The 26,803-nt window shown below is 57.9% G+C and carries 26 protein-coding genes and 1 pseudogene; 17 read left to right on the top strand and 10 right to left on the bottom strand.

Going from position 1 to position 26,803, the window contains the following annotated elements:
* Nucleotides 1-99 precede the first annotated feature (99 nt).
* The 7 genes from araD1 to ACW9HX_RS25710 all read left to right on the top strand — a co-directional run bounded on the left by araD1 (nt 100) and on the right by ACW9HX_RS25710 (nt 5,314).
* The gene (araD1, locus tag ACW9HX_RS25740; protein WP_457382745.1) at nt 100-1,092 is read left to right on the top strand and encodes an AraD1 family protein; all 993 of its coding nucleotides are present in this window, start codon (nt 100-102) and stop codon (nt 1,090-1,092) included.
* A 9-nt stretch (nt 1,093-1,101) separates the two neighbouring features.
* On the top strand, nt 1,102-2,682 hold the full coding sequence (locus tag ACW9HX_RS25735) for an aldehyde dehydrogenase (NADP(+)) (RefSeq protein WP_457382744.1): 1,581 nt from the start codon (nt 1,102-1,104) through the stop codon (nt 2,680-2,682).
* A 96-nt stretch (nt 2,683-2,778) separates the two neighbouring features.
* The gene (locus ACW9HX_RS25730) at nt 2,779-3,087 is read left to right on the top strand and encodes a DUF5629 family protein (protein WP_457382743.1); all 309 of its coding nucleotides are present in this window, start codon (nt 2,779-2,781) and stop codon (nt 3,085-3,087) included.
* Nucleotides 3,084-4,259: a lactonase family protein gene (locus ACW9HX_RS25725; RefSeq protein ID WP_457382742.1), complete on the top strand. Its 1,176-nt coding sequence runs from the start codon at nt 3,084-3,086 to the stop codon at nt 4,257-4,259. The genes ACW9HX_RS25730 and ACW9HX_RS25725 overlap by 4 nt, the downstream gene beginning before the upstream one ends.
* 156 nt (nt 4,260-4,415) lie before the next feature.
* Nucleotides 4,416-4,595, top strand: coding sequence for a hypothetical protein (locus ACW9HX_RS25720; protein ID WP_115078205.1), 180 nt, complete (start codon nt 4,416-4,418; stop codon nt 4,593-4,595).
* A 252-nt stretch (nt 4,596-4,847) separates the two neighbouring features.
* A complete protein-coding gene (locus ACW9HX_RS25715; protein WP_457382741.1) occupies nt 4,848-5,060 on the top strand; it encodes a hypothetical protein in 213 nt (70 codons plus the stop codon).
* The gene (locus ACW9HX_RS25710) at nt 5,057-5,314 is read left to right on the top strand and encodes a hypothetical protein (protein WP_457382740.1); all 258 of its coding nucleotides are present in this window, start codon (nt 5,057-5,059) and stop codon (nt 5,312-5,314) included. Before ACW9HX_RS25715 ends, ACW9HX_RS25710 begins: the two co-directional genes overlap by 4 nt.
* 4 nt (nt 5,315-5,318) lie before the next feature.
* On the opposite strand, the gene ACW9HX_RS25705 is transcribed toward ACW9HX_RS25710, so the two are convergent.
* The 4 genes and pseudogenes from ACW9HX_RS25705 to ACW9HX_RS25690 all read right to left on the bottom strand — a co-directional run.
* Complete coding sequence (locus ACW9HX_RS25705) at nt 5,319-5,903, bottom strand: glutathione S-transferase (protein WP_457382739.1); 585 nt, start codon at nt 5,901-5,903, stop codon at nt 5,319-5,321.
* Entirely contained in the window at nt 5,900-9,541 is a 3,642-nt protein-coding gene (locus tag ACW9HX_RS25700) for an AAA family ATPase (protein ID WP_457382738.1), read from the bottom strand. Before ACW9HX_RS25700 ends, ACW9HX_RS25705 begins: the two co-directional genes overlap by 4 nt.
* A complete protein-coding gene (locus ACW9HX_RS25695; RefSeq protein WP_457382737.1) occupies nt 9,538-10,782 on the bottom strand; it encodes an exonuclease SbcCD subunit D C-terminal domain-containing protein in 1,245 nt (414 codons plus the stop codon). Before ACW9HX_RS25695 ends, ACW9HX_RS25700 begins: the two co-directional genes overlap by 4 nt.
* A gap of 133 nt (nt 10,783-10,915) precedes the next feature.
* A pseudogene (locus ACW9HX_RS25690) lies at nt 10,916-11,137 on the bottom strand (hypothetical protein); the annotation flags it as partial.
* A 262-nt stretch (nt 11,138-11,399) separates the two neighbouring features.
* Here ACW9HX_RS25690 and ACW9HX_RS25685 point away from each other — a divergent pair.
* From ACW9HX_RS25685 to ACW9HX_RS25640, 10 genes are all read left to right on the top strand, one after another.
* Complete coding sequence (locus tag ACW9HX_RS25685) at nt 11,400-14,507, top strand: hemagglutinin repeat-containing protein (RefSeq protein WP_457382746.1); 3,108 nt, start codon at nt 11,400-11,402, stop codon at nt 14,505-14,507.
* Nucleotides 14,492-15,070 carry a hypothetical protein gene (locus ACW9HX_RS25680; RefSeq protein WP_457382736.1) on the top strand — a complete coding sequence of 193 codons (579 nt, stop codon included), beginning with the start codon at nt 14,492-14,494 and terminating at the stop codon, nt 15,068-15,070. The genes ACW9HX_RS25685 and ACW9HX_RS25680 overlap by 16 nt, the downstream gene beginning before the upstream one ends.
* A 249-nt stretch (nt 15,071-15,319) precedes the next feature.
* Nucleotides 15,320-15,775, top strand: a complete 456-nt coding sequence (locus tag ACW9HX_RS25675; protein ID WP_457382735.1) for a hypothetical protein — start codon at nt 15,320-15,322, stop codon at nt 15,773-15,775.
* A gap of 169 nt (nt 15,776-15,944) precedes the next feature.
* Nucleotides 15,945-16,208 carry a MafI family immunity protein gene (locus ACW9HX_RS25670; protein ID WP_457382734.1) on the top strand — a complete coding sequence of 88 codons (264 nt, stop codon included), beginning with the start codon at nt 15,945-15,947 and terminating at the stop codon, nt 16,206-16,208.
* Nucleotides 16,209-16,412: 204 nt separating this feature from the next.
* Entirely contained in the window at nt 16,413-16,955 is a 543-nt protein-coding gene (locus ACW9HX_RS25665; protein WP_457382733.1) for an immunity 42 family protein, read from the top strand.
* A 91-nt stretch (nt 16,956-17,046) separates the two neighbouring features.
* Nucleotides 17,047-17,556 (top strand): hypothetical protein, encoded by a 510-nt coding sequence (locus ACW9HX_RS25660; protein WP_457382732.1) that lies wholly within the window; start codon nt 17,047-17,049, stop codon nt 17,554-17,556.
* A 176-nt stretch (nt 17,557-17,732) separates the two neighbouring features.
* Entirely contained in the window at nt 17,733-18,176 is a 444-nt protein-coding gene (locus ACW9HX_RS25655; RefSeq protein ID WP_457382731.1) for a hypothetical protein, read from the top strand.
* Nucleotides 18,177-18,325: 149 nt separating this feature from the next.
* A complete protein-coding gene (locus tag ACW9HX_RS25650; RefSeq protein WP_457382730.1) occupies nt 18,326-18,631 on the top strand; it encodes a hypothetical protein in 306 nt (101 codons plus the stop codon).
* 272 nt (nt 18,632-18,903) lie between these two features.
* Nucleotides 18,904-19,377 (top strand): hypothetical protein, encoded by a 474-nt coding sequence (locus ACW9HX_RS25645; RefSeq protein WP_457382729.1) that lies wholly within the window; start codon nt 18,904-18,906, stop codon nt 19,375-19,377.
* 16 nt (nt 19,378-19,393) lie between these two features.
* Entirely contained in the window at nt 19,394-19,648 is a 255-nt protein-coding gene (locus tag ACW9HX_RS25640) for a hypothetical protein (RefSeq protein WP_457382728.1), read from the top strand.
* A gap of 73 nt (nt 19,649-19,721) precedes the next feature.
* Here the strand turns inward: ACW9HX_RS25640 and ACW9HX_RS25635 are convergent, their stop codons facing one another.
* The 6 genes from ACW9HX_RS25635 to ACW9HX_RS25610 are packed head-to-tail and all read right to left on the bottom strand — an operon-like array spanning nt 19,722 to nt 26,567.
* Nucleotides 19,722-21,362 (bottom strand): BatD family protein, encoded by a 1,641-nt coding sequence (locus tag ACW9HX_RS25635; protein ID WP_457382727.1) that lies wholly within the window; start codon nt 21,360-21,362, stop codon nt 19,722-19,724.
* Nucleotides 21,359-23,095, bottom strand: a complete 1,737-nt coding sequence (locus ACW9HX_RS25630) for a tetratricopeptide repeat protein (RefSeq protein ID WP_457382726.1) — start codon at nt 23,093-23,095, stop codon at nt 21,359-21,361. Before ACW9HX_RS25630 ends, ACW9HX_RS25635 begins: the two co-directional genes overlap by 4 nt.
* Complete coding sequence (locus ACW9HX_RS25625) at nt 23,092-24,171, bottom strand: vWA domain-containing protein (RefSeq protein ID WP_457382725.1); 1,080 nt, start codon at nt 24,169-24,171, stop codon at nt 23,092-23,094. Before ACW9HX_RS25625 ends, ACW9HX_RS25630 begins: the two co-directional genes overlap by 4 nt.
* On the bottom strand, nt 24,164-24,661 hold the full coding sequence (locus tag ACW9HX_RS25620; RefSeq protein WP_457382724.1) for a DUF4381 domain-containing protein: 498 nt from the start codon (nt 24,659-24,661) through the stop codon (nt 24,164-24,166). Before ACW9HX_RS25620 ends, ACW9HX_RS25625 begins: the two co-directional genes overlap by 8 nt.
* Entirely contained in the window at nt 24,658-25,602 is a 945-nt protein-coding gene (locus tag ACW9HX_RS25615; protein WP_096820033.1) for a DUF58 domain-containing protein, read from the bottom strand. The genes ACW9HX_RS25620 and ACW9HX_RS25615 overlap by 4 nt, the downstream gene beginning before the upstream one ends.
* Nucleotides 25,603-25,607: 5 nt before the next feature.
* Nucleotides 25,608-26,567, bottom strand: a complete 960-nt coding sequence (locus ACW9HX_RS25610) for an AAA family ATPase (RefSeq protein WP_007913915.1) — start codon at nt 26,565-26,567, stop codon at nt 25,608-25,610.
* Nucleotides 26,568-26,803 lie beyond the last annotated feature (236 nt).

Below are 26,803 nucleotides of genomic sequence, written 5' to 3'. Positions count from 1 at the left end.
AGCCACCCTCACAGTTGAATGACACACCGCTTTCGCGAGCAAGCCCGCTCCCACATAGGGACGGCGCCGAACTCAGGATTTGTATAGAGGAGAGGATTTATGCATCTGGTTCAATTCGAATTGAGTAGCGGCGAGCGCCGTGTCGGGGTGGTCGAGGACGGTCTGGTGCGTGAAGTGCAGGATGCGCGCACGGTTCGCGATCTGGCCCTGGCCGCGATTGAGGCCGGCAGCACGCTCGCGCAGCAAGTGCAATCCCTGGGCCTGGGCATCAGCCACGATTACGCGCAATTGCTCAAAGACCTGCGCATCCTGCCGCCGCTGGATCACCCGGACCCGGCACACCTGCTGGTCAGCGGCACTGGCCTTACGCACCTCGGCAGCGCGTCGGCCCGGGACAAGATGCATCAGCAGGCCGGCGACGAAGCGGCGATGACCGACACCATGCGCATCTTCAAGTGGGGCGTGGAGGGCGGCAAACCGGCGGCGGGGCAGGCCGGGGTGCAGCCGGAATGGTTCTACAAGGGCGACGGCAGCATCGTCGTGCGCCCTGGCCAGCCGTTCCCGCTACCGCCATTTGCCGAAGACGCCGGCGAAGAACCGGAGATGGCCGGCCTCTACGTCATCGGACATGACGGCAAGCCTTATCGCCTCGGTTTTGCGGTGGGCAACGAGTTCTCCGATCACGTCATGGAGCGCAAGAATTACCTGTACCTGGCCCACTCGAAACTGCGCAGTTGCAGCTACGGCCCGGAACTGCGCGTCGGTGAATTGCCACAGCATCTGGCTGGCACCAGCCGCATCCTGCGCGACGGTGAAGTGCTGTGGCAGAACGAGTTCCTCAGCGGCGAGGCCAACATGTGCCACAGCCTGGCGAACCTCGAATACCACCACTTCAAATACAGCCAGTTCCTGCGTCCCGGCGACGTGCACATTCACTTTTTCGGCACCGCGACCCTGTCATTTGCTGACGGCATTCGCACCCAGCCCGGCGATGTGTTCGAAATCAGCCAGGCCGAATTCGGCGCGCCGCTGATCAATGGCATCGCCCCGGTTGAAGCCGTTTTCCAACCGGACAGCATCGGCACCCTTTAAGGAGATCCCATGACTCAGATTCTCGGTCACAACTACATCGGCGGGCGTCGCAGTGCGGCGGGCAGCGTCAAACTGCAAAGTATCGACGCCACGACGGGCGAGTCATTGCCTCACGATTTCATCCAGGCGACGGAAGAAGAAGTGAACGCCGCCGCCGAAGCGGCCGCCGCGGCTTACCCGGCTTATCGCAGCCTGAGCGCCGAGCGACGTGCACAGTTTCTCGACGCGATAGCGGATGAGCTGGATGCGCTGGGTGATGACTTCGTCGCGGTGGTCTGCCGCGAAACCGCACTGCCTGCCGGACGGATCCAAGGAGAGCGGGGACGCACCAGCGGCCAGATGCGGCTGTTCGCCAAGGTCCTGCGGCGCGGTGATTTCTACGGGGCTCGAATCGACCTGCCGCTGCCGGATCGACAGCCGCTGCCGCGTCCGGACTTGCGTCAGTACCGCATCGGCCTCGGCCCGGTGGCGGTGTTCGGCGCCAGTAACTTTCCGCTGGCATTCTCCACCGCTGGTGGCGATACGGCGTCAGCGCTGGCCGCCGGTTGCCCGGTGGTGTTCAAGGCTCACAGCGGCCACATGGCAACGGCCGAACTTGTTGCCGACGCGGTGATTCGGGCGGCAGAAAAAACCGCGATGCCGGCAGGTGTGTTCAACATGATCTACGGCGGAGGAGTGGGGGAATGGCTGGTCAAGCATCCCGCCATTCAAGCCGTCGGCTTCACCGGTTCGCTGCGAGGCGGACGCGCGCTGTATGACATGGCCGCCGCGCGGCCTCAGCCGATCCCGGTGTTTGCCGAAATGTCGAGCATCAACCCGGTGATTGTCCTGCCGCAGGCCTTGGCCGTTCGCTCGGAAACCGTCGCACGTGAGCTCACTGCATCGGTGGTGCAGGGCTGTGGTCAATTCTGTACCAACCCGGGATTGGTGATCGGTATTCGCTCACCGCAGTTCACGGCGTTCGTTGAGCAAGTCGCCGCGCTGATCGGCGACCAGCCGGCGCAAACCATGCTCAATGCCGGGACTCTCGGTAGCTACGGCAAGGGTCTGGAAAAGCTGTTGGCGCACGCCGGCATCGAGCATCTGGCCGGCAATCCGCAGCAGGGAAATCAGGCGCAGCCGCAGTTGTTCAAGGCTGATGTCAGTCTGTTGATCGAGGGCGCTGAAGTGCTACAGGAAGAAGTCTTCGGCCCGACCACGGTGATCGTTGAAGTGGCGGACGAGGCGCAGCTGAGCGCGGCACTGCAAGGTCTGCATGGGCAACTTACCGCGACGATTATCGGCGAGCAGGCGGATTTCGAACGGTTCCCGGAGCTGACTCCATTGCTGGAACAGAAGGTCGGGCGGATCCTGCTCAACGGCTATCCGACCGGTGTCGAGGTGTGTGATTCGATGGTCCACGGCGGACCGTATCCGGCGACGTCCGATGCTCGCGGCACCTCGGTGGGCACCCTGGCGATCGATCGTTTCCTGCGCCCGGTGTGCTTCCAGAACTACCCCGACAACCTGTTGCCGGAACCGCTGAAAAACGCCAACCCGTTGCGCATTCAGCGACTGGTGGATGGCAAGCCCTCGCGAGAGGCGCTCTAAGCCATACCGCCGGGCCTTGCGTGGGCAAGCTCCCCTAAGGCCCGGCGGTCACATTGAGCTATCATTGCCACTTTCCCCCTGAAAGACATGATTGCCATGACTGCCGTAACCGACACCCTTCTCAACGCCCTCGAACACTGCGGTATGGTCGAAATCGACGGCCTGCACGCCTTCGAATTCGCCCTCGATGAAGACGACAATCTGCACATCGAGTGCATCGATGGCCGAACGGCCAGGCATTGGGAGTTCACGCCAGCTCAGGTTGAAGCGGCGACGTTTGACCAGGACCTGCAGAGCTGGTTGATCGTCGGTTTTGCCAGCGACACCAAAACCGTCGGCGAACACCGTCTGGTCTGCCTCGGTGATGTACTCAGCAGCGCCGACGACGAGGATGAAACCGAATGAATATGCGTAAATTCTGGCCGTTGCTGATGGCCGGCAGCGTCGGTGCGATGGGTCTGTCCAGTGCCTCGGCCGAAAGCTTCCAGTTGCTGGTCGGCTCCTACACCGCCGGCACCAGCCAGGGCATCTACCGGATGAACTTCGACAGCGCCACCGGCCAGATCGACGCCAGGCCGCTGCAAGTGATCAAGAGCGAAAACCCGTCGTGGCTGACCTTGTCCAAGGACCAGCACCGAGTGTTCGTGGTCAATGAAAATGGCCCTGGCCAGAAAGACCCGGTCGGTCGCGTGAGCAGTTATTCCATCGATCCGAAGAGCCACGCGCTGACCCTGATCAATCAGGTCCAGAGCCTGGGCAACGAGCCTACCCATTCGAGCCTCAGCGGCGATGCCAGCCACTTGTTCGTCAGCAACTATTCGGTAGTCGAAGATCCGGGTGGCACCCTCGCGGTATTGCCGGTGGGCAGCGACGGCAAACTCAAACCGGTGGTGCAGATGAGCGCTCACCCGGCGAGCCGGGTCAACCCTGAGCGTCAGGCCTCGAACCACGTGCACTCGACGGTGTCCTCGCCGGACGGTCGTTACGTGTTTTCCAATGACCTGGGTGCGGACAAGGTCTTCATCTACCAATTCGACCCGAAAGCCAACCCGGACCTGCCGCTGACCCCGGCGAAAACTGCTTCGGTGCAGTTGCCAGCAGGCAGCGGCCCGCGTCATCTGCTGTTCAGCGCTGACGGCAAGCATGCCTGGCTGACCATGGAAATGAGCGCCCAGGTTGCCGTGTTTGACTACAAGGACGGCGTGCTGACCCAGACGCAAATGGTCGACCTGGCGGCCGGCCAGCCGACTTCGGACAAAGCCGCTGCGGCGCTGCATGCGTCCGCCGATGGCAAATTCCTCTACGTCAGCAACCGTGGCACCGCCAATCAGTTGCTGGTGTTTGCCATTGATCCGGCCACCGGTCAGCTCAAGGAACTGCAACGGCGTTCGGTTGAAGGCGATCACCCGCGTGAGTTCAGCCTCGATCCAAGCGGCAAATTCCTGCTGATCGCCAACCAGAAGAGCAATCAGATTGTCGTGGTCGAGCGTGACGGAAAGACCGGTCTGCTCGGCAAAACCGTGCAAAAACTGCCGATGGACGCCCCGAGCGACCTCAAGTTTCTGCTGCGTCAATAAGCCGCAGGCCCCGATCTACGGGGCCTGAAGCTTTGTATTAATCCTGCTGATAACAGGTAATGTTGCAAAGCATTTCAAGCGATCGACCCTCGAGCGTTAAGTTTGCTTCACGGCCCAACCGGGCAAGCAAGCCAACCGAACACGAGGGTTACCGCCATGAACTTCAATCTCTTCTCGATCATCGCCGCTTCCGCCATCTCCGCCACCGTTGCGTTGCCAGCCAGCGCCAACGTTGAAATCAGCAGCAAAAAATCCCACACCCAGAGCTACACCCAGAAATACCTGCAACAGAGCGCCAACTTCTACGCCGCCCTGGATCACAAAGCTCAACACTGAAATTTCCGTCACGCCCTGGAACTGCCCAAGGCTGCGATCCTTTGATCTTGTTTATCAAAAGCAAAATCAAAAGATCGCAGCCTTGGGCAGTTTTTGCATGTGTATTGTCAGGTGATAGGCATTTTCGAACGGCGAGATAGACCGGCTAAATAATCAACGGAGCTGATGGTTACTATGCCAAACGCTGAGTGGTTACCCCGGCTTTTTTGATTGATTCTGTGGACCTCGAAACATGTCCACGGAGCTCACATCATGGCCAGTTCAATCATCATTTCCGCCAAACGCGGCGCCTACCTGGCCATCGGTCTGTACCTGGTCATGGTGCTGTTCGTCAGCCTCTCGTCCCAATCGCAACACAGCTTCGATGCACCGGTCCAGGTCGCGCATCCCGGCATCCAGTTCGAACTTCGCTCGCAAAACGCGTCGGTGGATTCAGTTGAACTCGCGGGAGTCGGCGGAGTATGAAAGGCTACAGATTATGGATCATCGCCGGTCTGGCCTTCATGACCAACGGCGCGTCTCTGCTGGGATTCGGGCAGGGCTCGGTCGGCGGACTGGCCCGGGCCATAGAAGCCAACCACACCATCGCGCACAACATCGAGCGGGCCAATGCGCTGGGGCTGCTGGCCGGTAATCCACCGGTGAAAACCCAAGTGAGCTTTCTCGGGCCGTTCGAAGTGGATTGCTCGGCGATTGGGATGTGCGAAGTGTTGGCGTAAGCGCTTACTTTTTCATGATGGCGGTGAACAGATCCGACTCAAGAAATCGCTGCAACCAAACCTGCAATCGCACGTAAGGTGTGTGAGCAAACCAGTCGCGATCAACGTGGGCAAACTGGCGAACGAAGGGCAGCAGCGCGATATCGGCCAGGCAAGGATGATCGGTCAACAAGTAGTCGCGACCTTTGAGCAACTCATCCAGCTTTTGCAGGAACAGCGCACCTTCGGCGCGATAAACCTCCATCGGCTGTTCCGGGTAACGCTCGGCGTACTTGTAGCGATTCAGGTGCACCTTGAATACTTGATCGTTGGCTTCGATCAACTCGGCAATCCTTGAATCGCCAGCCAGTAACCAATCCTGCGGATCGTTCTGCGCCAGCGCCCAGCGCATGATTTCCAGGCTCTCATCGATCACCTGACCACCAGCATCCAGCACCGGCACTGTGCCTTTGGGCGAGATCGCCAGCATCTCGGCCGGTTTGGCCTTGAGGCTGACTTCGACGATCTCCACCGGCACGCCCGAATAACGCAGGGCCATCCGCGCCCGCATGGCATACGGGCAGCGTCGGAACGAATACAGCGTGTTCATTTCACCTCCAATGTGCTCAAACCATTGCCCTGGCGCTGAACCTGAATCTGCACCGGAATTCGCTCGTGCATTTCCTGCACGTGGGAAATCACCGCGACCTTTCGCCCCTGAGCCTGCAAACCGTCGAGGGCGTCCATCGCCAGTTGCAGGGATTCCGGATCGAGGCTGCCGAAACCTTCGTCGATAAACAGCGATTCGATCTTCAGCGTGCTCGACGCCATCGAAGCCAGGCCCAATGCAAGGGCCAGCGACACCAAAAAGGTTTCGCCACCGGACAGCGAATGCACCGAGCGCAATTCGTCGCCCATTTCCGTGTCCATCACCAGCAGGCCGAGCATGCTGCCGCCCCGTTTGAGGCGGTAGCGTTTGACCAGTTGGCGCAACTGCACGTTGGCGTGATGCACCAGCAGGTCGAGGTTGTAGGCCTGGGCGATCTTGCGGAAGGTGTCGCCGGTGGCCGAGCCGATCAAGGCATTGAGTCGCGCCCAGCGCTGATACTCGGCATAGGCGTCGGCGATCTGCTGCGCCAGCGCGGAATTGGCGTTCTGTCGGCGCTGATCTTCGACTTGCTCGGCACGCAGCTCGGCGCAGAGCTGTTCGCTGGCGCTGCACTGGTTCTGTACGTCGGCGAGGGCAGTGGTGAGTTGTTCGGCTTCGAGGTTACCGTTGTGCTGCGCCTGATGCTCGAGCAACTGGCGATCACGCTCCTGCAACAGCACCTTGGCGTGTTCCAGGGCTTTTTCGTTGCGCTGCAAACGCTCGCGCAACTCGCCAACCTGGGCGTCATCGACCCGCAACAGATCCTCTAGGCCTCCGTCATCCAGTTCCGGGTGACGGTCGCGCCAGTCGGCAATCTTGCCGGCCAGATCGCGGTCTTCGGTTTCCAGCGCCTGCAAACGCTCTTGCTGCGCTTTGAGTTCAGCGGCGATTTGCACGAGTTGCGTGCGTACGCCCTGCAGTGCCTGAGTCGTGGTGGATTCGGCGTTGCGTGCCTGCTCCACCGCGAGTTCAAGCTGCTGTTGCCAGTGTTCGGCGCAGTTGTGATCGCCCAGCAATTGCGCCAGTTTCTCTTGGCTGGTCTGTTGCTGAGCGGTCAGTGCGTTTAACTGCTGTTCAGCGGTTTGCAGTTGCTGCACACGGCTTTGCTGGCGATCCTGTTCTTTCTCAAGCGTCTGCTGGCGTTGTTGCTGTTCGGCCAGCTCTTCCTTTTGCTGATCGACCTGCGCCAGACGCTCGGCAATCTGCCGGTCGAGCTGCATGAATGTCGCGGCCGGTTCGGCTCGCAGGGCTTCGTGCGTCTCGGAGGGCAGCAGCGTGGCGAAGGCTGCGAGCTCTTCGTCGAGACGTTGGCGGTCAGCGTTCAGCTCGCGCTGCTGATTGCTCAAATGCTGCGCCGCTTGCTGGTGCGCGGTTTCGGCCTGACGCAATTGCTGGGTCAGCCGCGCCGCATCCTGTTGCAGCGTGAGCAGGGCGGTCTGGCGCTGTTCGTCCTGGGTGATGCTCTGGTTCAGTTGATCGTTCTGGCGCGTCAGCCACGCAGCTCGCTTGTCACTGTCCTGATTCAACAACTGCGCTGCCAGCGGGTGCGCCTCGATGCTCGGCGTCAGCGCTTGCTGTTGAGCAGCGAGTTGTTCCTGCTGCTGCAGCAACTCTTTCTGTTGGGCAATCACGCCACCGACACTGGTACGCAGCTCGGTGAGTTTTTCCTTCAGTTGATCGACCGCTTGTTGCGCGCTGGCCTGTTCGCTTTCATCGTGACGACCGAGGCTTTGCAGCAGGGCTTCCGGCTGGTGATACGGATGTTCATTGCTGCCGCAGACCGGGCACGGCTGGTCGTCCTGCAATTGCGCACGCAGCTCTTCGACACTGGCACTTCGGGCCAGGCGCTGACGCTCGAGCAGTTCACGGGTGACGTTGAGGGTTTGTTCGGCAACGGTCAGTTCGGACTTGGTTTTCACCCCGTCCTGGGTCAGGCGCTCGCGTTCCTGTTGTGCATCGAGCTGGCGCTGTTGCAGCTCGGCATTGCGTTTGTCCAACTCCTGCTGACTGGCCCACAGTCGAGTCAGCTCTTCGACGGCGCGCAGTTGCTTGCGATTGTCCTGCAACAGCGTGCCGAGGATGCCGATCTGCTCGGCGACGGCATCCGGCTCGGCGCCGGCCTCTTTGAACAACACTTCCAGTTGTTGCTTTTGTGAGGCCAGTTCTTCGGTGGCGCGTGCGGCGTTCTGTTCGAGATTCGCCAGCTCGCTTTCGCCCTTGTTCAACCGGTTGCCGATCAGCATCAGTTGCTGCAAGCGGTCGCGGTAGGCATTCCAGGCTTCACTCAACGGTGCCAGATGAGTGCTTTGCTCAAGATCGGCGGCGATGCGTTGCAAGCGTTCGGCGACCATTTTCTGTTGGTCGAGCAGGGACTGGATTGTGCTCTGGCCCTGAGTGCAGGTCTCTTCGGCGTTTTGCTTGGCTTCGGCGCCGGACGCGACATCCTTGGCGAGGCGGGCGAGGGTGCTTTGCTCATCGAAGGCCTGACGCAACAGCGGTGCGCTTTCGCTCTGTTGCTTCTGCGCTTCGGTAACGGCGATTTGCGCCGCACTGAGGTCTTGTTCAAGTTGAGCCTGGCGTCCAGTCAGCTCGCCTTGTTGCTGGGTGTGCGCGCTGATTTGCGCCGCCAGTGGCGTCAGCTGTGCATCGATTTCAGCCTTGCGGGCGAACTGGTGCCGTTGCGGTGCGAGTTGCTCCAGGCGCGTTAATCTCAGGCGTTCGCCTGCCAGCGTTTCGCGCTCGTGTTCGGCGCTCCGCAGTTGCTCGGCCGCTGCCTGTTGCGCGTCCTGCAACAGGTGCAGGTCTTTGAGCCAGGTGTGCTGCTGCTCAAGCTGTTTGAGCTGGGCCTGCTGCAATTTCAGTTGCTGTTGGGCGGTGTTGAAACGTTCGTCGAGTTCGGCGCGGGCCTCGGGTGGCAGCGGGGTCACGCCGGTGGCCTGATCCTGCAACTGCTTGTGCGCTTCGCGGGCCTCTTTGGTCTTGTCGAACGCGCGCCGGCCGAGGCGGGTGTAGAGCGCGGTGTCGGTGAGTTTTTCCAGCAGCTCGCTGCGATCGTTGTCATCGGCCTTGAGGAACGCACTGAACTCGCTCTGGGCCAGCAGCACGGCGCGGGTGAACTGTTCGAAGTTCAGGCCCAGCGCGGCTTCGAGCTGAGTCTTGTACTCGCCTTTCTGGCTGGCGAGCAGTTGATCCTGATCGATGTCGCGCAGGCTCTGACGGCTGGCCTGCAACTTGCCGCCAGCCTTTTCCCGGGCGCGGTTGGCTTCCCAGCGCGCGCGATAGCGGCGGCCATCGACGCCGACAAAATCCACCTCGGCAAACCCTTCACCCGTGCCGCGTCGCAGCAGAGTGCGCGGATCACCGGTGGCGATTTCGCCGTCAGCGTCGGGCACCTTGGCGTCACGTCCGGTGTTGTTGAGGCGCGGCACGGCACCGAACAGCGCCAGGCACAAGGCATCGAGCAAGGTACTTTTACCGGCGCCGGTCGGCCCGGTGATGGCGAACAGGCCGGCGCTGGCCAGCGGTTCGGCGGTGAAATCGATCTCGAACGGGCCGGCCAGGGAGGCGAGGTTCTTCAAACGAATGGCGAGAATCTTCATGGCTGCTCGCCCTCCATTTGTACGTCTTGCAGCAGTTCGGCGAAGTCCTTGAGGGTTTGCTCGTCGACCTCGTTGCCGTAATTGTCGAGCCAGGCGCGGCTGAACAATTCCTGCGGCGTGAGTTGGTCCAGTTCGATCAGTGCGCTGCCGTCCTCGGCGCCGTCAGCACCACGGATGCCCGCGTACTCCGCCGCGATCCGCACCAGACGCACGGCTTTACCTTGCAAGGCGCTTTCGACCTGATGGCGCAGATCCGGTTGCGGCTCGTCGAGGGTCACGCGCACTTCCAGCCACGGCTGACGTTGGGTTTCGGCCAGCAGGTCGATGTTCGGCAGGTCCGCCAGTTGCAGCAGGATTTCCGCCAGCGGCGCAGGGCCGAGGCGTTGCAGGTTGACGGAGCGAGGGATCAGTATCGGTTCGACGCTGACCAGGGTTTCGCCGTCCAGAACGACGTCGAGAATCTGGTGCTGATAGCTGATTTCCGAGAACGACAACGGAATCGGCGAGCCGCTGTAGCGAATCCGCTCTTCACCGTTGACCTTCTGTGGCTTGTGCAAATGGCCGAGGGCGACATAGCTGATGCTCGGCCCGAACAGGCTGGCGGGCAGGGCTTCGGCGTTGCCGATGATCAGGCTGCGTTCGGAGTCTTCCGACACCGAACCGCCGGCCATGTGCGCGTGGCTGATGGCAACCAGTGCCTGGCCCGGCTGGCGCTTGGCGTTGGCCGCTTCGATCAGCCATTCATGCACCTGGCCGATGCCACGCAGATAGTTGTCACCCAAATGCGCGCCAGTCACCTCGGCAGGCCGCAAGAACGGCAGTGCCAGGCACCACGCGGCGATTTCGCCAGTGGCATCCGGCAGCGGCAGCAGCAGACGTTCCGCATCGAGTTGCCCGTCGTCCAGCCACAGCACCCGACCCAGCGCATGGGTGCGCAAACGCCGCATCAGCGGCGCGGGCAGTTCGATTCGTGAGCCGGAATCGTGGTTGCCGGCGATCATCACGATGGTCAGCAACGGCTGCTGCTCGTGGGCGCTGACGATGAAGTCGTAAAGGCGTTCCTGGGCTTTGACCGGCGGGTTCACCGTGTCGAAGATGTCGCCGGCGATCAGCAGCACGTCCGGCTGCGCCAGCTTCAATTGGCGCAGCAGCCACTCGAGAAAACAGGCGTGCTCGAAATCGCGCTCCTGGCCGTGCAGGTTTTGCCCAAGGTGCCAGTCGGAGGTGTGAAACAGACGCAAGGCTGACTCCGCAATATAAAGAGGTGATGGCCGCGTAGATGAGAGGGCGGCGAAAGAGGGGAGAGTTTACAGATTATTGGGACAGGAGGGCTTGTGCGGGTGGGAGAGGATTTCTGTTGGTTGAAAGTTCGTACGCGGCGAGAGTCTGGCGGTTGGTCAGGTTGCCCTGGGTCTGCACATTGACGTTCACGCCGGCATAGAACGGTCCTTGAGCGTCGAGGCTGGCCGCCGTGATGTTCAGATTGTTCGCGGCAGAGGTCTGCGCCAGGGTCAGTTGGCCGTTGGCATCGATCTGGATATCACCACCGCTGGCCGCCACGTTGCCGGCCAGCCGCGCCCCGACACCGGCCTCAGATCAGAGCACCACGACTCGCCAGTCGGGCAGTCAGATCGCATCGCTTGGCGGCAACATCCTGCTGACGGCCGGGGATCATTACACCCAGACGGCCAGTCAACTGGTCGCGCCGGTGGGTGACATCGGGATCACGGCCAAGCACGTGGATATCGGTGAAGGCTATGACACGCTGAGTTCCACCAAAACCGCCAGCACCAATCGCACCGCCGTCGGTGGCACAGTGAGCATTCCGCTGGTGGATGCACTGCGTGGCATCCAGCAGATGGGCGAGGCCGCCGGGAAAACCACTGACGGGCGGATGCTTGCACTAGCTGCCGTGAATGCGGCCATGAGTGCCGACCAGGCGGTGGACGCGGCCAAGGCTCTGAAAGAAGACCCTCGGGTCGGAGTGAAGGTCAGCGTCAACCTCAGCAATAGCCAAAGCAAGATGAACAGCAGCCAGAGCGGCAGCAATGTCGTCGGCAGCGGCGTGATTGCGGGTGGCAACATCAACATCGTCGCCAAGGGCGCCGGTGCCGACAGCAACATCAATGTGGTCGGTAGCCGCATTGAAGGCGGTGGCGATGTTTCGCTGAACGCCGATGGCGCGATCAATCTTTTGTCCGCACAGAACACTGCTCATCAGGAAAGCACCAACAGCAACAGTGGCTGGAGCGCCGGGATCGGTTTCGGATTCGGCGAGCAAAACGGTATTACCTTTGAACTGGCCGCCAACAAGGGCCGTGGCAGCAGCGACGGTGACGACGTCACGCACACCAACACCTCGGTCAAATCCGGCGGCACGCTGAACCTGAAAAGTGGTGGCGACACCAACATCAAGGGTGCTACCGCCAGCGGTGAAACGGTCAAGGTCAACGTGGGCGGCGATCTCAATATCGAGAGCCTGCAAGACACCAGTACCTACACCTCCAAGCAGTCAAGCGCCAACGTCGGCCTGAGTGTCTGCGTGCCTCCGTTCTGTGTCGGAAACAGCAGCGTAAGCGGCGGCATCTCCCAGCAGCACATGCACAGTGAATACGCCAGCGTCTCCGAGCAGTCGGGCATCAAGGCTGGCAATGGTGGTTTCCAGGTTGAGGTCAAGGGCAACACTGACCTCGTCGGGGCGATCATTGCCAGTACCGACAAAGCGGTGGCGGACGGCAAAAACACATTAAGCACCGGCACGCTGACCACGTCGGACGTCAAGAACAAGGCTGAGTACGATGCCAGCAGCATTAACCTCAGCGGTGGATATGGCGGCGATATGGGGCGTGACGCCAATGGCAATGCCAGCGCGACGGCCAACAGAGGCGGGCCTGTCGTCGCGAGCAAGAATGGCGTCAGCGCAACTACGCCGGTCGTCCTGTTCGCCAGTGGTAACTCCAGTAGTACCACTCACAGTGGCATCAGTGGCGCAGCCGTCACTATCACCAACAGCACCAAGCAACAGGAACTGACGGGGCAAACGGCTGAACAAGCTATTGCGGCCATCAACACGGATGTCTCCAGCGAACGTGACGGCAGCAATAAACTCAAGCCGATTTTCGATGCCAAGGAAATTGGAGTTGATTTCGAGATTGTCGGCAAATTCGTGCAGAACGTTTCGCAGTTCATCGAGAGCCGCGCGCGTGAAATTGATGACAAGAAGAAACAGGCTGATCTTGAGTACGCGGCTGCGAGAAATCCGAACCTGTCTGAAAAGGATCGGCTGGCACACCACGAAAACTATTTGCAACTCCAACAGCAGATAAAAGAGGTTGGCGACAACTGGGGCGCAGGCGGGACGTACCGACAAATCGCAACCGCTCTGGTTGCCGGCATCAGTGGTGGCGTGACGGGCAGCAGCGCGCAATTCGCGCAAAACATGGTCGTCAACTACGTTCAGCAGCAAGGCTCGTCATATATCGGCGACCTGGTGAAAAAAGGCCTGAAAGAGGGCAGTCCGGAACACGCTGCCCTACATGCGATTCTTGGCTGCGCAGGTGCTGCTGCCAGCAATCAAAGTTGCTCGGCGGGTGCGCTGGGTGGCTCCGCCGCCAGCGTGCTGGCCGGCCTGTTTGCGGACTCCGACCCGAATGAAACCGCGATAGAACGCGAAGCCAAACGTAACATCATCACCAGCCTCGTGACCGGGATTGCGGCCATGAGCAATCCGAACGGCGCGGCGACCGCAAACAACGCGGCCAACGCGAACGTCGATAACAACTGGCTTGCGACACAGCAGTACGTCCAGGCCATGAAGGAAATTGATGCAGAGCCCAATCTGGCCAAGAAGCTGGCGATCATCGCAAAGTGGGGGTACATCTCGGCTCGTCAGGATCTGCTGACAGCTTCAGGAGTAATGAAGGGCTTCACGGACGGCATGGCAGGCGCGGGACTGGGCGCGCTGGACAGTGCAGTGAATCTCCTGCGTGATCCGGTGGAAAGCTTCCATGCCATGAACGAGTTCCTTGCCTCCGATGAGGCGGTGAAGATTCTCGGAAAAAGCGTCGCTGATGCGTTCAAGTCGCAGCTTTCACAAATCCTTGAAGCTGCGACCGTGGGCGGCGACGAGAACGCGGAGAACGTTGGCCGGCAAATGGGTCAGGCCGTAGCGCTCATCGTCCAGCTCATGGCCGGTGGCGGTACCAGCTCCGCGAATGCGTCGCTGCAACTGTCGCGTATGGGCATCGACGTCTCGGTCAAGACAATCAAAGAAGTGGGATCGACGGTCAAGATCGACAATCTCAAGACGCAGATCACGAAGTTTTCGGAGAAGCTGCCGGATACGGATGTGCCGGTGTTGGATCCGCAGAAGCCGGTGGTGCCACCGAAGCCAGATGTCCTACCGAAGCCGGACGTAGAGCCTCCGAAAACTGGCACCACGCCGCCGAAAGTGGACAATCCGATTACTCCGGAAAGTCCGATCGACTCGGGGAAACTGATTGAAGTCGACGATGGAATTCCGGCAACATCATCGATTGCGAGAGAGGAACTCAGGCTCAAGCTTGCAATTGAAGAAGGTATTCCACGAACCTTGGATCAAGTGTGGGGTGCGTCACTGGATGATCTCGCTAAGGCGTATAGGATGGATGGCGCTAAAATAACACCTAAGCCTCCAAGTTCCAATAGCTCGGGAAATGCTCAAATATTTATCGTTGAGGGGCATCCGTTAATAAAGGAAGTACAGTTTAGTCCTGTTAGTTCTGAGTCGATACATAGTGGTCAGTACTATAAGTTTACTTTTGTGGATGGGAGCAAGGTTAAGGTTATTGACCCTGCTACCTATAAGGTTAAATATAAACTCAACTCTGAGGGGGTTTATCAGGCGGATCTTGAAAAAAAGACAGCGTTTTATAATTCATCTGGTCAAAGGTTGGTTTATAAGAACGACATATGGGTCTTGAAATGATTAAAGTGAACTGGTTTTCCCCCATCGTCCCAGGTGTAGAACTGGCTGGTATTGAGTTGGGGGCAACGCGTGAGGAGTTTGAATCCATGCTCCTCGAGTGTTGCGTAGATCCGAAAGCGAGGGTGTATAAGTTTTCTGATACTCCATTGTTGGTTTTGGATGTTACAGAAAGTTCAGGTAAGACATTTTTTCGGTTTGATATTTTTGATTTGAATCTTACGGGCTGGAATTTGCAGTTTCCAGGTTCAGAGAAAGTGTTATCCGAGACTAGGGCGCTTGTGGTCGGTTTTTTGAATGGTAGGGTTTCCAGTGTCTCCGTATGGATGTTCGATTATTTCGGCTCGCTGGGAGACAAAAGACTAACTTACTCTTATCAGGGGAAAGTGGAGGGTAGGGGGCTTGGTTCGCGAGTTGATTGTGCAGCTACTTGTTTTGAGCTGATTTATGATGAGGCTGAAGAATGGTTTTACGCTCGTGCCGATAGAATAATTTTCGGTGGTGGAGGGGGAGGTAGTCTGGAAGATTCTGAAGATCAATTGATTCATATGATTATGATCTTTTAGAACGTGGGTTGGAGTGGGTGTCTATTATTTTTGCTTTGGATGGAAGGAGCAGATTTATTTAATAAAATAAATCTGTCTTTTTTGTTTTTTGGGTTCCATAAAATTGTCGAAGACTTGGTTGAAAATGGAGTTGCTGGAATTCGTGATCCGTGGCTACTCGGAGTTGGATCGACATATTCAGTTCCTGCAAGCGCATTGGAAGAGATTCTGAACGGTGGTGTAATTATCCATCCATGGTGAATGAATTTTATGAAAAGAGAATGTGATTTATATTTGTGTGATGACGTTGAAGCGTCACAACTTAAGGGTGTTCGTCTGTTTGATAAAAGCTTTGCTTGTGAAGATGGTAAAAAGTATTCGGGTTTTTTGCGTTTGAATGTCAATAGAGTGAAGCTGGTTTCGGTGGTTTCCGATTTGCGGCAGCGTGAAATTTTGTGCTTCAGCGTGCCGGTTGAGTATCGAACTAGTGTTGTTTCCAATAAGGCGGCATTGGAAATAGCAAAGAAATACGTTGGGGCGAGTGGGGTTGTAGGTATAGAGGATCAAGCGAAAAAACCTCCCTTGTTTTGGTCTTTTAGTTTGGCAGTTATTGGGTCGATGGAGGAAAAAGCCGGTGGGGTTGTTATGGTTGACCGTTTGGATGGCCATGTTTGGAGCATTGATGAGTATGAGGAGTATATGTATGACTATAACAATGTATTCTGAAATGGTGGTCGATGAAGCTTAAGAAAAAGGGGGTGGATTTATTTGATTGAATGAATCCGTCCCCTTTTTCTGCATGCGAGTTGTCTTGCAGCCAGAAAATGGTAACGTCGTTACTGCATTTCCGGACAATGCACCTATCCCTCCGTATAAACAAATTAAAAGATAAATTATGTACTCGGAACGTATACTGAGTTTTGGCACCAAGTTGAAAGGACGGCTGGAGGGTTTTCTTCTTGAAGGTGCCTTGGATTATGTAAAATATAATGAAGAAAGTTTGGCGTTGGAGATTCTTTGTGATTATGTTTCTGAATATGATGTGTCTCTGAGTAGCGAGGAGTTTGAAGAAGTAAGGCTGTTAATTGTTGATATGGGGTTTGATATGGGGGGTCGCACCTTTCAAATATTTGCAAGGGTTAACCACGCCCATAGTTGAATAGAAGGAAAAAGCAGAACAAAGGAAAAAAATGATCAAGAAAAACGGGGGCAGATTTATTCAGAAAAAAACGGGGGGCAGAAAAAACGGGGACGGATTTATTTGATTTAATAAGTCTGTCCCCGTTTGATCCGCTGAATAAAGCCAACATTCCAACAGCGGTAAAAAAAGCATTTGGGCTGAAAGGAAAGTGGAGGTAAAAATATGATTTTTGGCGAACCAATAAAATTTGCAATTTTAATGGACTGCGTAACGCTCTGGAACGTTGGAGGTAGTTGTCAGAATGGTATATTTCACTACATTATAAATTCCAATTTTTTTCCTGGGACGGCACAGGTTGCAACTTTAGGAGGCGATATTCACTGTTTGCAGACGGAGAATGCGCTAACAAATCCGGTAGAGGATTTAAGTATTTTTAATATGGACTCAAAAAAAGCTTTCATCCTTATGCTGGAAAAAATGTTACCTGAGAAGCTGGGGGGGGAGGTTCAAGATGGATTCGTTGAGGATTATAGATTTAATGCAGGAACATATAATTTAGAGGGGTTTGAATGTTTTGTTTTTGCTGTTGCTTGTGGCTCAAAAATTAGAGTGCTGGCTGCGGATCTAAGTTGTATTAGCTATGAGGGTGATGCAGTGTTTGGGGTTGATGCAATAATGGTATCTGAAGTTATTTTGGAAAGGTCGTGGGTTGCTGAGGTTGTTAAAAATGTTGTTGATAAATATGAGTCTGGGTTGATGGTGTAGTAGGTTTTTTGGGTTGGTGCTTGATAAGTATAGTAGTTGTTTGAAATACATAAATATCACATGGCAGCCGTGGTGGAGGGGAGTTAGTACAATGTTAAAGTTGAATTTGAAAGCTGACCTGGAGCCCGGTGTGAGCGCTGCTGGTTTTTACTTGGGTGAAAGTTATAACGAAATTATAGCCGCTATCGGATTTGTGCGATGGATTGAGCCTGGCGATGATGTGCGAGAAGTGCTTCCCCTGAATAAAGGGTGGGTAGGCGTCCGGAAGAAAATAGGTAGAAGTGATGAGGTCATCGTTACGCTGACGTATTTGAATGATGTGGTGTTTCTTGCGTTTGGTAAAAGTCAGGTTTTATATCAGATCGTTGTGGGTTATGGTTACGTCGGTACATTTAATGGCGTCAAAATTGGTGATGATTTAAGAGCGTTAGAGGATGGTTTTGAGATTGACTTTAATGATGCTGATGATGAGTTTTTAATATTGGCGGACAATGATTATGTTTGTGGGATTAGTTTTGCTACAGATTATAGATCGTCTTTGGTAAAAGCTCCAAGGCAGCTGATTAGGCATGTGTCAATACATGATTGGGAACTTGCTTGATATAAAGTTTAAGGGCGCAAAATGGTGGCGGATTTATTTTCAGAAAATAAATCCGCTATGTATACGACCCGCGTCTGACTGCAAGTCCGATTTCAAAAGGTGATTGGGAACAGCACATCAAGGGGATAAAACCTGAGGGTGTTAAGATTTCAGATAATTTAAAAGGTCTTTGAATTATGAAGATTGAGAATGATGAAGGTCACCTTTTGAATGTTATTGCTGATATCGGCGATTTGGAGTGGCGTAAGTATCGGCAGCGTTATCCGGACGTGATGGTGGGCAGTAAGATGCAGAGAGAGGACCATTCTGCTTTTCTTCCATTCATTGTTTTCAGATTCAAAGATATCAGGGAAAGTGATATTGAAAAGTTGCGGAGTGCAGTGGAGGACTACAAGGGAAGAATGTCGTGGTCGCTTGTTGGTAATGCACGCGAAGGTTTGCCTGGAACTAACTGGATGATAGCTCCCACCAGACTCTGGGAAGTAAGTGATTGTGCTTCAAAATCAAATCTGCCTGCTGCCGTCTATTTGTCGATCCATGAACCTGCACTGGGTCCGGCCGCGTACGAGGATTTGGTCGGTCTCACTGAATATGTTCGTTCGGTATTTGAAGTGTCTTGAAAAAAACGGGGACAGATTTATTTGTTTTATAAACGTGAGAGCCCAGAGTCAACTCGGCCTGATTCAAAACAGGTTGTTTACACCATTAACGGGAAAACCAAGTCCGTGGTTTTCGATAATGAACCTAACAGAATACCGGTGGCGTCAGAGTGATTGCAGAAGATTTTGAAATCGTCAAAAAGATTTTTCAGATGGTCGAAGGCGGTATCGTTCATGGCTACGATGCATTCCGCTACGAGGTGGAATTGGGTGAAGGCTATATGGAGACTGAGCTGGAAGTAGAAAGGAATGGCGTCTGTGTGACGGATGCGGAAATAGATTTTGATATTTCGGATGTGTATTTTTTGGTGAAAGAACTAAAAGCTAACGCAGTGCGACGTGGCGAATCATGGTCGTCTTTCGTTATGTCTTATCGTGAGGGTGATCAAGTTAAAACTAAATTTAACTATGCTTGATGCGAAGACTTTGTCGTGGTGGCAGGCGGTAGCGTAAAGAGCTGAACGTTGCGAAAAAATGACAGATTTATTTGATTTAATAAATCTGAGAATCATCTGGCCGGCTTCCCCAGCTTATGGCGGTGGCGCAAAATTCAATGAAAAGGGGACAAATTTATTTGATTAAATAAATTTCCCCCCCTTTTTGCTTGAGTGCCGACGCCGAACTCTTAAGGGCTGCTTCAGCCCTGAGTAGGGTGCTTGACGCCGTTTAGTGATGTTGAGGGGGATGTGTGAAATATAATAGCGAAATGGAGAAAATGCTCCGTCGAACGGGACGTGCTTCTCTGGCCGGTGAGTTGGTGGATATTGCACGGTCCGGTTTCGTACAGCGGGATGGCTGTGTTTTTCTGGCGAATCTGGATAGTTTCCAGAGGAATGCAAGCCTGAAGAACTTCCCGGATAGAACGGGGTATGAGTGTTTCGTTAATTCCATCCATATCGATGATTACGTAAACACCGAGTTTTTGGCATGCGCGCTCTCGTACTTGTCTTCAGTGTTTGAAACGTGGAATGAATCCAGTCTGCCGGGTGTTCTGCAGGGAGCCATTTCAGCTGACAAATTCGATGCGACGGTGAAGTTTCATCTGCTACGACCTGGAGAGGCCTGGCTGAGCGATGATCTTGAGCGGTACGGGGAAGCAGTGCTTGCCGTTGAATCGAGTGATAAAGAGTTTCTTGAGGCATACGGGTTTCGGGAAACATAACCGCAGGAGCTTCATTTTGTTTTCAAATTCGAAGGCGAGAATAGCTTGCCCAAGGTGTGAGCAGGATTACATCGCGCATATCAGGATCAAGGCTACTGGCACAGAACTGTTCCTGTGCCCCGAATGTGATGCCACCTGGTTTGCAGTTGAAGATATTGAGGTCAAGCCTTTCTTTGATTATGGGACCTACGTGAAAGGCCTCGGTCTTTCAGTTCTCTGGAACGAACTGGAGGTTATTTCTGAAGTGGTCTGGGCTCCTGACCTGCGATGAGGCGAGGTCAGCATTTGAAGCCCTTTTTTATCAGTCTTTTCAAATGCCGCCCTAAGCGATACTTATCGCGATCCTACTTCGGATAAAGCGGCGGCAACCCACTATCCCCAACTGGATCCTGCACCCGCTCCGCCGTCGGAATCGTGCGAATCGCCCGCCAAAGATCCTCACCCTGCCAATGCTGCCCGGTCTCGCTGTACAGCGCGCCGTTCAGCCCATCAAGCGCATCCGACAACGGCACAAAGCGCGCCGCCATATCTGCGAGAGTCTCCGGCTGCTGACGGGCCCAGGCGTCGAGGGCCTGGCGGGTGGCGTGGGGGTCGTTGGCCTGGCTGGCGCGTTTGATGTCGTCGAGCAGGGTGCGCGGGCTCGGGCCGGTTTGCGCGGCGCGCAGGATCGCCGGTTGCCAGCGGGCGCGCCACCACAGGCCGAAGCCGAGCAGGGTGGTGCAGGCCAGGATCAGCGTGCTGAGTTTCCACCACCACAGCGCTTCGCTGTCGGCGGTGTTGAAGGATTGCGCGCTGCCGGCCGGGGTGTCGACTTGCAAGCTCGGGTTGTTCACCACTTGCAGGGTGCGGGCCGGCAGGCTGGTGTGTTCCAGATGATCTTCGAAGGTATTCCACCACACCACGTCTACGGTCGGCAGTTCGATCGAGCCGCTGCGGCTCGGCACCAACGCTTCGCGTTCTTCACGGCTGCCGATCAGGCCACGGTCGCTGCTCTGGTTGGTGAGCACCGGCTGGTCCGGGTAGCGGCGCAAGCCATTGGCTTCGGTGGCGGGCAGGGCGGGCAATTGTGAACTGGCGAGGCCTTCGACCTTGAGGGTCAGGCTCCGAGTCAGGGAGTCGCCGACCTGCGTGTGATCCGGCTCCGGGTTCCAGCTCTCGCTCAGGCTCAAGCTGCGGGCCGGCAGCCACGGCGCATCGGCCGGATAGGTGATCGGTTTGGGTTTGACGGTCAGCGGGATTTCCGTGGACGTGACCCGCAGCAACTTGCCGGTTTTCGGCCCTTGGGCGGTGGGATCTTTTGCCGGCTGAGTGTCGACCAATGTGGCGCTGAACGTCTGCGGGGTGATGGTCAGCAGGCCGCTGTGTTGCGGAAAGATTGCATAGCGCATCTCGATCACGCCATGGCGCACACCGTTGATGTCTTTTTCGTAGGTGCGGGTGTCGCCCAGTTGCTCGATGCGCGCGTCGGCGATCTGCAGCGGGGTCACGCTGCTGTCGTCGTACAGCGACACCGAATGGTAGATGCGCAGGGTCAGGACAGCCTGGGCCTGCACGTAGACGCTGGTCTGGTCGAGGCTGGACTCGATGAACACCGGGTCGAGGGCGTTCTTTTCTTCCTGAACGTCGCTTTCAACCACCTGCACGGTGATCGGCTGGCTCTGGGTTTCGCCCAGTTTCAAGGGCGGAATTTCGACGCTGCCGTTCTGTTTCGGCAGCAGCGTAATGATCCAGCGGGTGGTGGCGCGGTTCTCGTTGTTGAGCGTGTTCAACTGGTTGACCTGCCGTGTGCCGCGCACTTCGAACAGCGGCTCCAGTGGGGTCAGGTCCGGTTTGCCGAACTGGGTGACGTCGTTGGATTCGAGGGTGAGTTCCACCGTCTCGCCGGAGTTCAGGCGACTGCGATCCACACTGGCCGTCAGCCCGGCCGCCTGGGCGGTGGCCGTGCAGATCAGCAGGGGCAGCAAGAGAGCGGTGAAACGGGTCATCGAGTGTTTTCCTGATCCTGATGTTGTTGCTGTTCGTACCAGAATTTGCGTCGCAGCAGTTCGCCCGGATCGTCCGGGATCTTACCCAACCATTGCTCCAATGCCTGACGTTGCTCGCCTTCGAGATTGTCATCGCCGGGGCGCATGATCGGGCCTGTATTCTGCTCGTCGTCCGGCGCAGCGTTCGGCACTTCGTTGGGGCCCGGTTGCGGCGGGGTGGTAGGCGGTGGTTCGCTGGCCGACTCCGCTGGCTGGGCCTCACTTGGCGCATCATTCTTGACCGCCGGTGGCGGTGCGGTGGCGGGCGGTGGTTCGTCGCCCGGCACGTTCTGCTGCGTCGGTTGCTTTTCGGGCTCGGTCGGCGGCGGAGTGTTTTTCTGCTTGAGCAGGTTTTCCACCAGCGCCTTGTTGGTCAGCGCCGGGCGTAAATCCGGTTGCAACTCCAGGGCCTGTTCATAGGCATCGATCGCCGCTTCCAGCTCACCGCTTTTCGCCAGTGCGTTGCCACGATTGTAGTGGGCGCGGGCATCGCTGCCTTCGGCGAAGCGCTGGGCGGCGCCACTGTAGTCGCCGGCCTCGTACAACGCCAGCCCTTGCCACTGATGATCTTCGAAGTGTTTCGCCGCCTCGGCCGGACGCTTCTGCTTGAGCAGATGCAGACCCTGCTGATCGGGGCGCAACCACAAGTCCTCGAAATCAAAAGCGTAGCTCGGCTGCGGCAGGCAAAACAGCAGCGGCAGGCAGAACAGCCAACCCCGGCGGCCGGCGCACGCGGCGAGCAGCAACAGAGGCAGCAGCAGCCAATAACCCTGATCGGCCCAGGTATCGAGGCGCAGGGTCTGGCCGTCATTGCGCAGACTGCGCGGGCCATCGAGCAGGCCGAGGCTGCGCAGATCCGATTCATCCAGCCGCGCGCTGTGGTACTCGCCACCCACCGAGCCAAGGAAGGCGCCGAGACCGGGACTGTCGAGTTGCGGCACGCGGATCGCACCCTGGGCGTCCTTGAGGAAACTGCCGTCCTCCTGAGCAATCGGCGCGCCCTCGGCGGTGCCGATGCCGAGCATCAGCAGTTGCGCCGATTGCCCGCTCAATGCATGGCGAATGCCTTGTCGTTCCTCATCGGACAGCGAAGAGCCGATCAGCAGGATGCGCCCCTGACCCAGCGCCCCTTGTTCCAGCAAGGCCAGTGCCTTGCTCACGGCGAGATCGGCGCGATGGCCGCTTTCCGGCATCAGCGATGGCTTGAGGGCATCGAGCAGATTGCGACTGGTCGCCAGGTCATCCGACAGCGGCACCAACGTATGAGCGCTGCCCGCATAAACCACGATGGCGGTCTGTGCATCGCTGCGCGCGTTCAACAGATCGAACAACTTGCGTCGGGCCTGTTCCAGGCGCGTCGGCGGCGAGTCGGTGGCGAGCATCTCCGGGGTCAGCTCCAGCACGACCACCAGCGGGTCGGCCGGTTTCTGGCTGATCTGTTCGACCCGCTCCCAGCTCGGCCCGAGCAGCGCCAGGATCGTCAGTAGCCACGCGCCGCCCAGTGCGACCCACGGCAACTTGCTGTCGCGACCGCTGCCGCCACTGAGCAACGCGGCATGGAACGCCGGCGGCAGAATCATCTGCCAGCGCCCGGCGCGCTTTTGTCGGTGCCAGAGTTGCCAGATCAGCCAGCCGAGCAGCGGCAACAGCAGCAACCACCACGGACGGAACCAGTGCGGCCAGAGGGCGATCATCGGCGCCTCCGCAGACGCAAACGCTTGAGGCGCTCGCGCCAGTCAGGCAGGGGGCTTTGCAGATACAGCTCCTTGGTGAACAGCCGTTGCAGCGGGTTGTCCGGCCACAATTCGCGGGTAACCAGCAACATGCTCAACAGCAGCGCCAGCGCCAGTGGCCATTGATACAACGCCTGAGCCGGACGCGCCTGGGTCGGTTGCTGGGCCACCGGTTCCAGGCGGTCGAGGGTGTCTTTGATCGCTTGCAGTTCCTTGCCGTCGCGGGCGCGGAAATAACGGCCGCCAGTAGCGTCGGCGATTGCCCTGAGCGCCGGTTCGTCGAGGTCGAGGGTCGGATTGCCGCCGAGCAGTGCCGTGGCGCCGCTTTCTTCGGGGTCGGCACCGATGCCGATCGGATAGATTTTCACGCCTTCATTGGCGGCCAGTTTTGCGGCGGTCAGCGGGTCGATTTCACCGCCGTTGTTGGCACCGTCGGTGACCAGAATCAACACACGGCTCTGTGCCGGGCGCATGCGCAGACGTTTAAGCGCCAGACCGATGGCGTCGCCAATGGCGGTGTTCTTGCCGGCGATGCCGATCCGCGCTTCGTCGAGCCACACGCGCACGGTGCGTCGGTCAAACGTCAGCGGCGCTTGTAGATAAGCCTGGCTGCCGAACAGGATCAGACCGACCCGGTCGCCATCGCGGCTTTCCAGAAAATCACCGAGCAAATGCTGGACCAGCGACAAGCGACTGACGTCTTCGTCGTTCCATTGCATGTCGGGGAAGTCCATCGAGCCGGACACGTCCACCGCCACCAGCAGGTCGCGGCCGCTGGCGGCAATCGGCAACGGTTCGCCCAGCCATTGCGGGCGGGCGGCGGCGATCAGGAGCAACAACCACAACAGCATGAACGGTGCCTGCTGTCGCCACGCCGGCAGATTGGCGCGGGCCCGGCGGCGGGCGAGACCTTCGAGGTCGGTGAGGAAGCTCACTTTCAACGCCGGCTCACCGCTGTCGGCGACTGGCAGCACGAGGCGCATCAGCCACGGCAGCGGCAACAGCAAAAAGATCCACGGCCAGGCGAACTCAAACATGCTTGCGGATCCAGGTGTCGACGGCTTGGGTCAGGCCGGCGATGGCCTTGTCGTCGAGTTTGCATTCGGGTTTGTAGGCGCCTTCGACCAGCACCATCCAGCGGGTCAGGCCGGCAGCGGGGCAGCGGTTGTCGAGAAACGCCAGCCACTTGCGCCCATTGAGCGTGTGGCTCTGGCTGTACGGATAATGATTGCGGCACAGGCGTTTGAGCAGGCCGTTGAGTTGTTGCAGCCAGGCGCCGGCCGGCGCTCCGTCGTAGGGTTTGACCATTTGCGCCAGTTCGGCAAGCGCGGCGATGCGCACCGGATCGAGCGGTATTTCGGCGCGCACGATGGGTTTCTTCTTGATTGGAATGAAGCGACGCAGACGCCAGAGCACGACACCGATCAGAGGCAGCAATAGAAGCAGGAGCCACCAGCCCGGCGCCGGCGGCCAGAAGGCAATCGGTGGCGGGGAAATCAGCGGTTGCAGTTGTTCGAGGCCGTTCATCGAACTTTCCCCGGACGCTGCGGATTGAGGAACTCGCGCATCTGCTCGACCATTTCGCTCTGGGTGCTCAACGGCATCAGCAACACTCGCAGTTTCTGCGCGAGCAGTTCCCAGCGGGCGATGCGCGCCTCGGCCTGGGCGCGATACGTCTGGCGCAGGTCAAAGTTGAGGGTGTCGAGTTCCAGTTGCGCGCCGCGCTCGGCGAATCGCAGCAACCCGGCAGCGGGCAGGGCGTGATCCAGTGGATCGGACAGCGGCAGCATCAGCAGGTCGCAATGACGCGACAGCAGGCTCAATTGTTGCTCGGCGCTGTCGGTCAGCGCGCGTTCGTCACAGATCACGATCACCAGGCTGCCGGGGCGTAGCACTTCCCGGGCCCGGCGCAAGGCGACGCCAAACGCATCGCGATCCGGTTCCCGCTCGCTGTGCAGCGACTGATTGACCTTCACCAGCCGATTGAGCAGTTGCAGCAGGCTTTGCTTGCTGCGGCGCGGTTTGATCTCGTAATGCTCGTTGTCGCCGAACACCAGTCCGCCGACCCGGTCGTTGTGGCCCAGCGCGGCCCAGCCGATCAGCGCCGCTGCCTGTGCCGCGAGCACTGATTTGAACATCAGCCCGGAGCCGAAGAACAGCCGCGTGCTTTGCTCGACCATGATGAAAATCGGCCGCTCGCGTTCTTCATGGAACAGCTTGGTGTGCGGCTCCTGAGTCCGTGCGGTCACGCGCCAGTCGATGGTGCGCACGTCGTCGCCGGCCTGATAGACCCGCACCTGATCGAAGTCGACGCCACGACCACGGAATTTCGAGTGGTGCAGGCCGATCAGCGGGCTGCGCTGGCTTGGCGTGGAAAACAGCTGCACTTCGCGCACGCGGTGACGCATCTCGATCAGCTCGGCGAGGCTGACGCGAATACCCGGTTCGGACGGCAGAGAGGCGTTCATCGGGGTCAAGCGACGGCTACGACGTCGAGAATCCGTTGCACCACCCGATCCTGGTCGATGCCGGCGGCTTCGGCCTCGAACGACAGAATGATGCGGTGACGCAATACATCGAACAGCACAGCCTGGATGTCTTCCGGGCTGACGAAGTCGCGACCGGCCAGCCAGGCGTGGGCGCGGGCGCAGCGGTCGAGGGCGATGGAGCCGCGTGGGCTGGCGCCGTAGGCGATCCACTCGGCCATTTCCGGATCGAACTTGGCCGGATTGCGCGTGGCCATGACCAGTTGCACGAGGTATTCCTCCACGGCGTCCGCCATGTACAGACCGAGGATTTCCTTGCGTGCGGCGAAGATCGCTTGCTGGCTGACCCGGCGTTCGGGTTTGGTTTCGCCGTTCAGGGCTTCGCCCCGGGCCTGTTGCAGGATCCGGCGTTCGACAGCGGCGTCCGGGAAACCGATTTTCACGTGCATCAGGAAGCGGTCGAGCTGCGCTTCAGGCAGCGGATAGGTACCTTCCTGCTCGATCGGGTTCTGCGTGGCCATCACCAGAAACAGCGGCGACAGCTCATAAGTACTGCGCCCGACACTGACCTGACGCTCGGCCATGGCTTCGAGCAAGGCCGACTGGACCTTCGCCGGGGCGCGGTTGATTTCGTCCGCCAGCACCAGGTTGTGGAAGATCGGGCCTTGCTGGAACACGAAGCTGCCGGTTTCCGGGCGATAGATCTCGGTGCCGGTGATGTCGGCGGGCAGCAGGTCCGGGGTGAACTGAATGCGATGGAACTGGGCTTCGATGCCCTCGGCGAGCTCTTTGATCGCTTTGGTCTTGGCCAGACCCGGAGCGCCCTCGACCAGCATGTGGCCGTCGGCGAGCAGGGCGATGAGCAAGCGCTCGATGAGTTTTTCCTGGCCGAGAATCTGCGTTGAAAGAAAGGTTCGCAGCGCCAGCAGCGCTTCACGATGTTCCATCGATGACTGTTCCTGGAAAGGGTGGCCACAGGCGTTCGGATAACGCCGGGGCTGGGGGCGTTACTTTAATCCATCGCAGGGGGTGGCGACTAACGGCATTTTGCGCAAAGTGCGGGAAATGACCGGGGCAATTGTTGGAAATTTGTAGGGCGGGGGAGGTGCGGCGTTCTTTCGGGCCCTTTCGCGAGCAAGCCCGCTCCCACAATGGACCATATTCTCCTGACAGAACGCGGTCA

It is taken from the genome of Pseudomonas sp. SDO52101_S400 (assembly GCF_054071635.1).
Note: the sequence above shows the minus strand (reverse complement) of the source record. Positions and strands in the feature narration are given on the sequence as shown.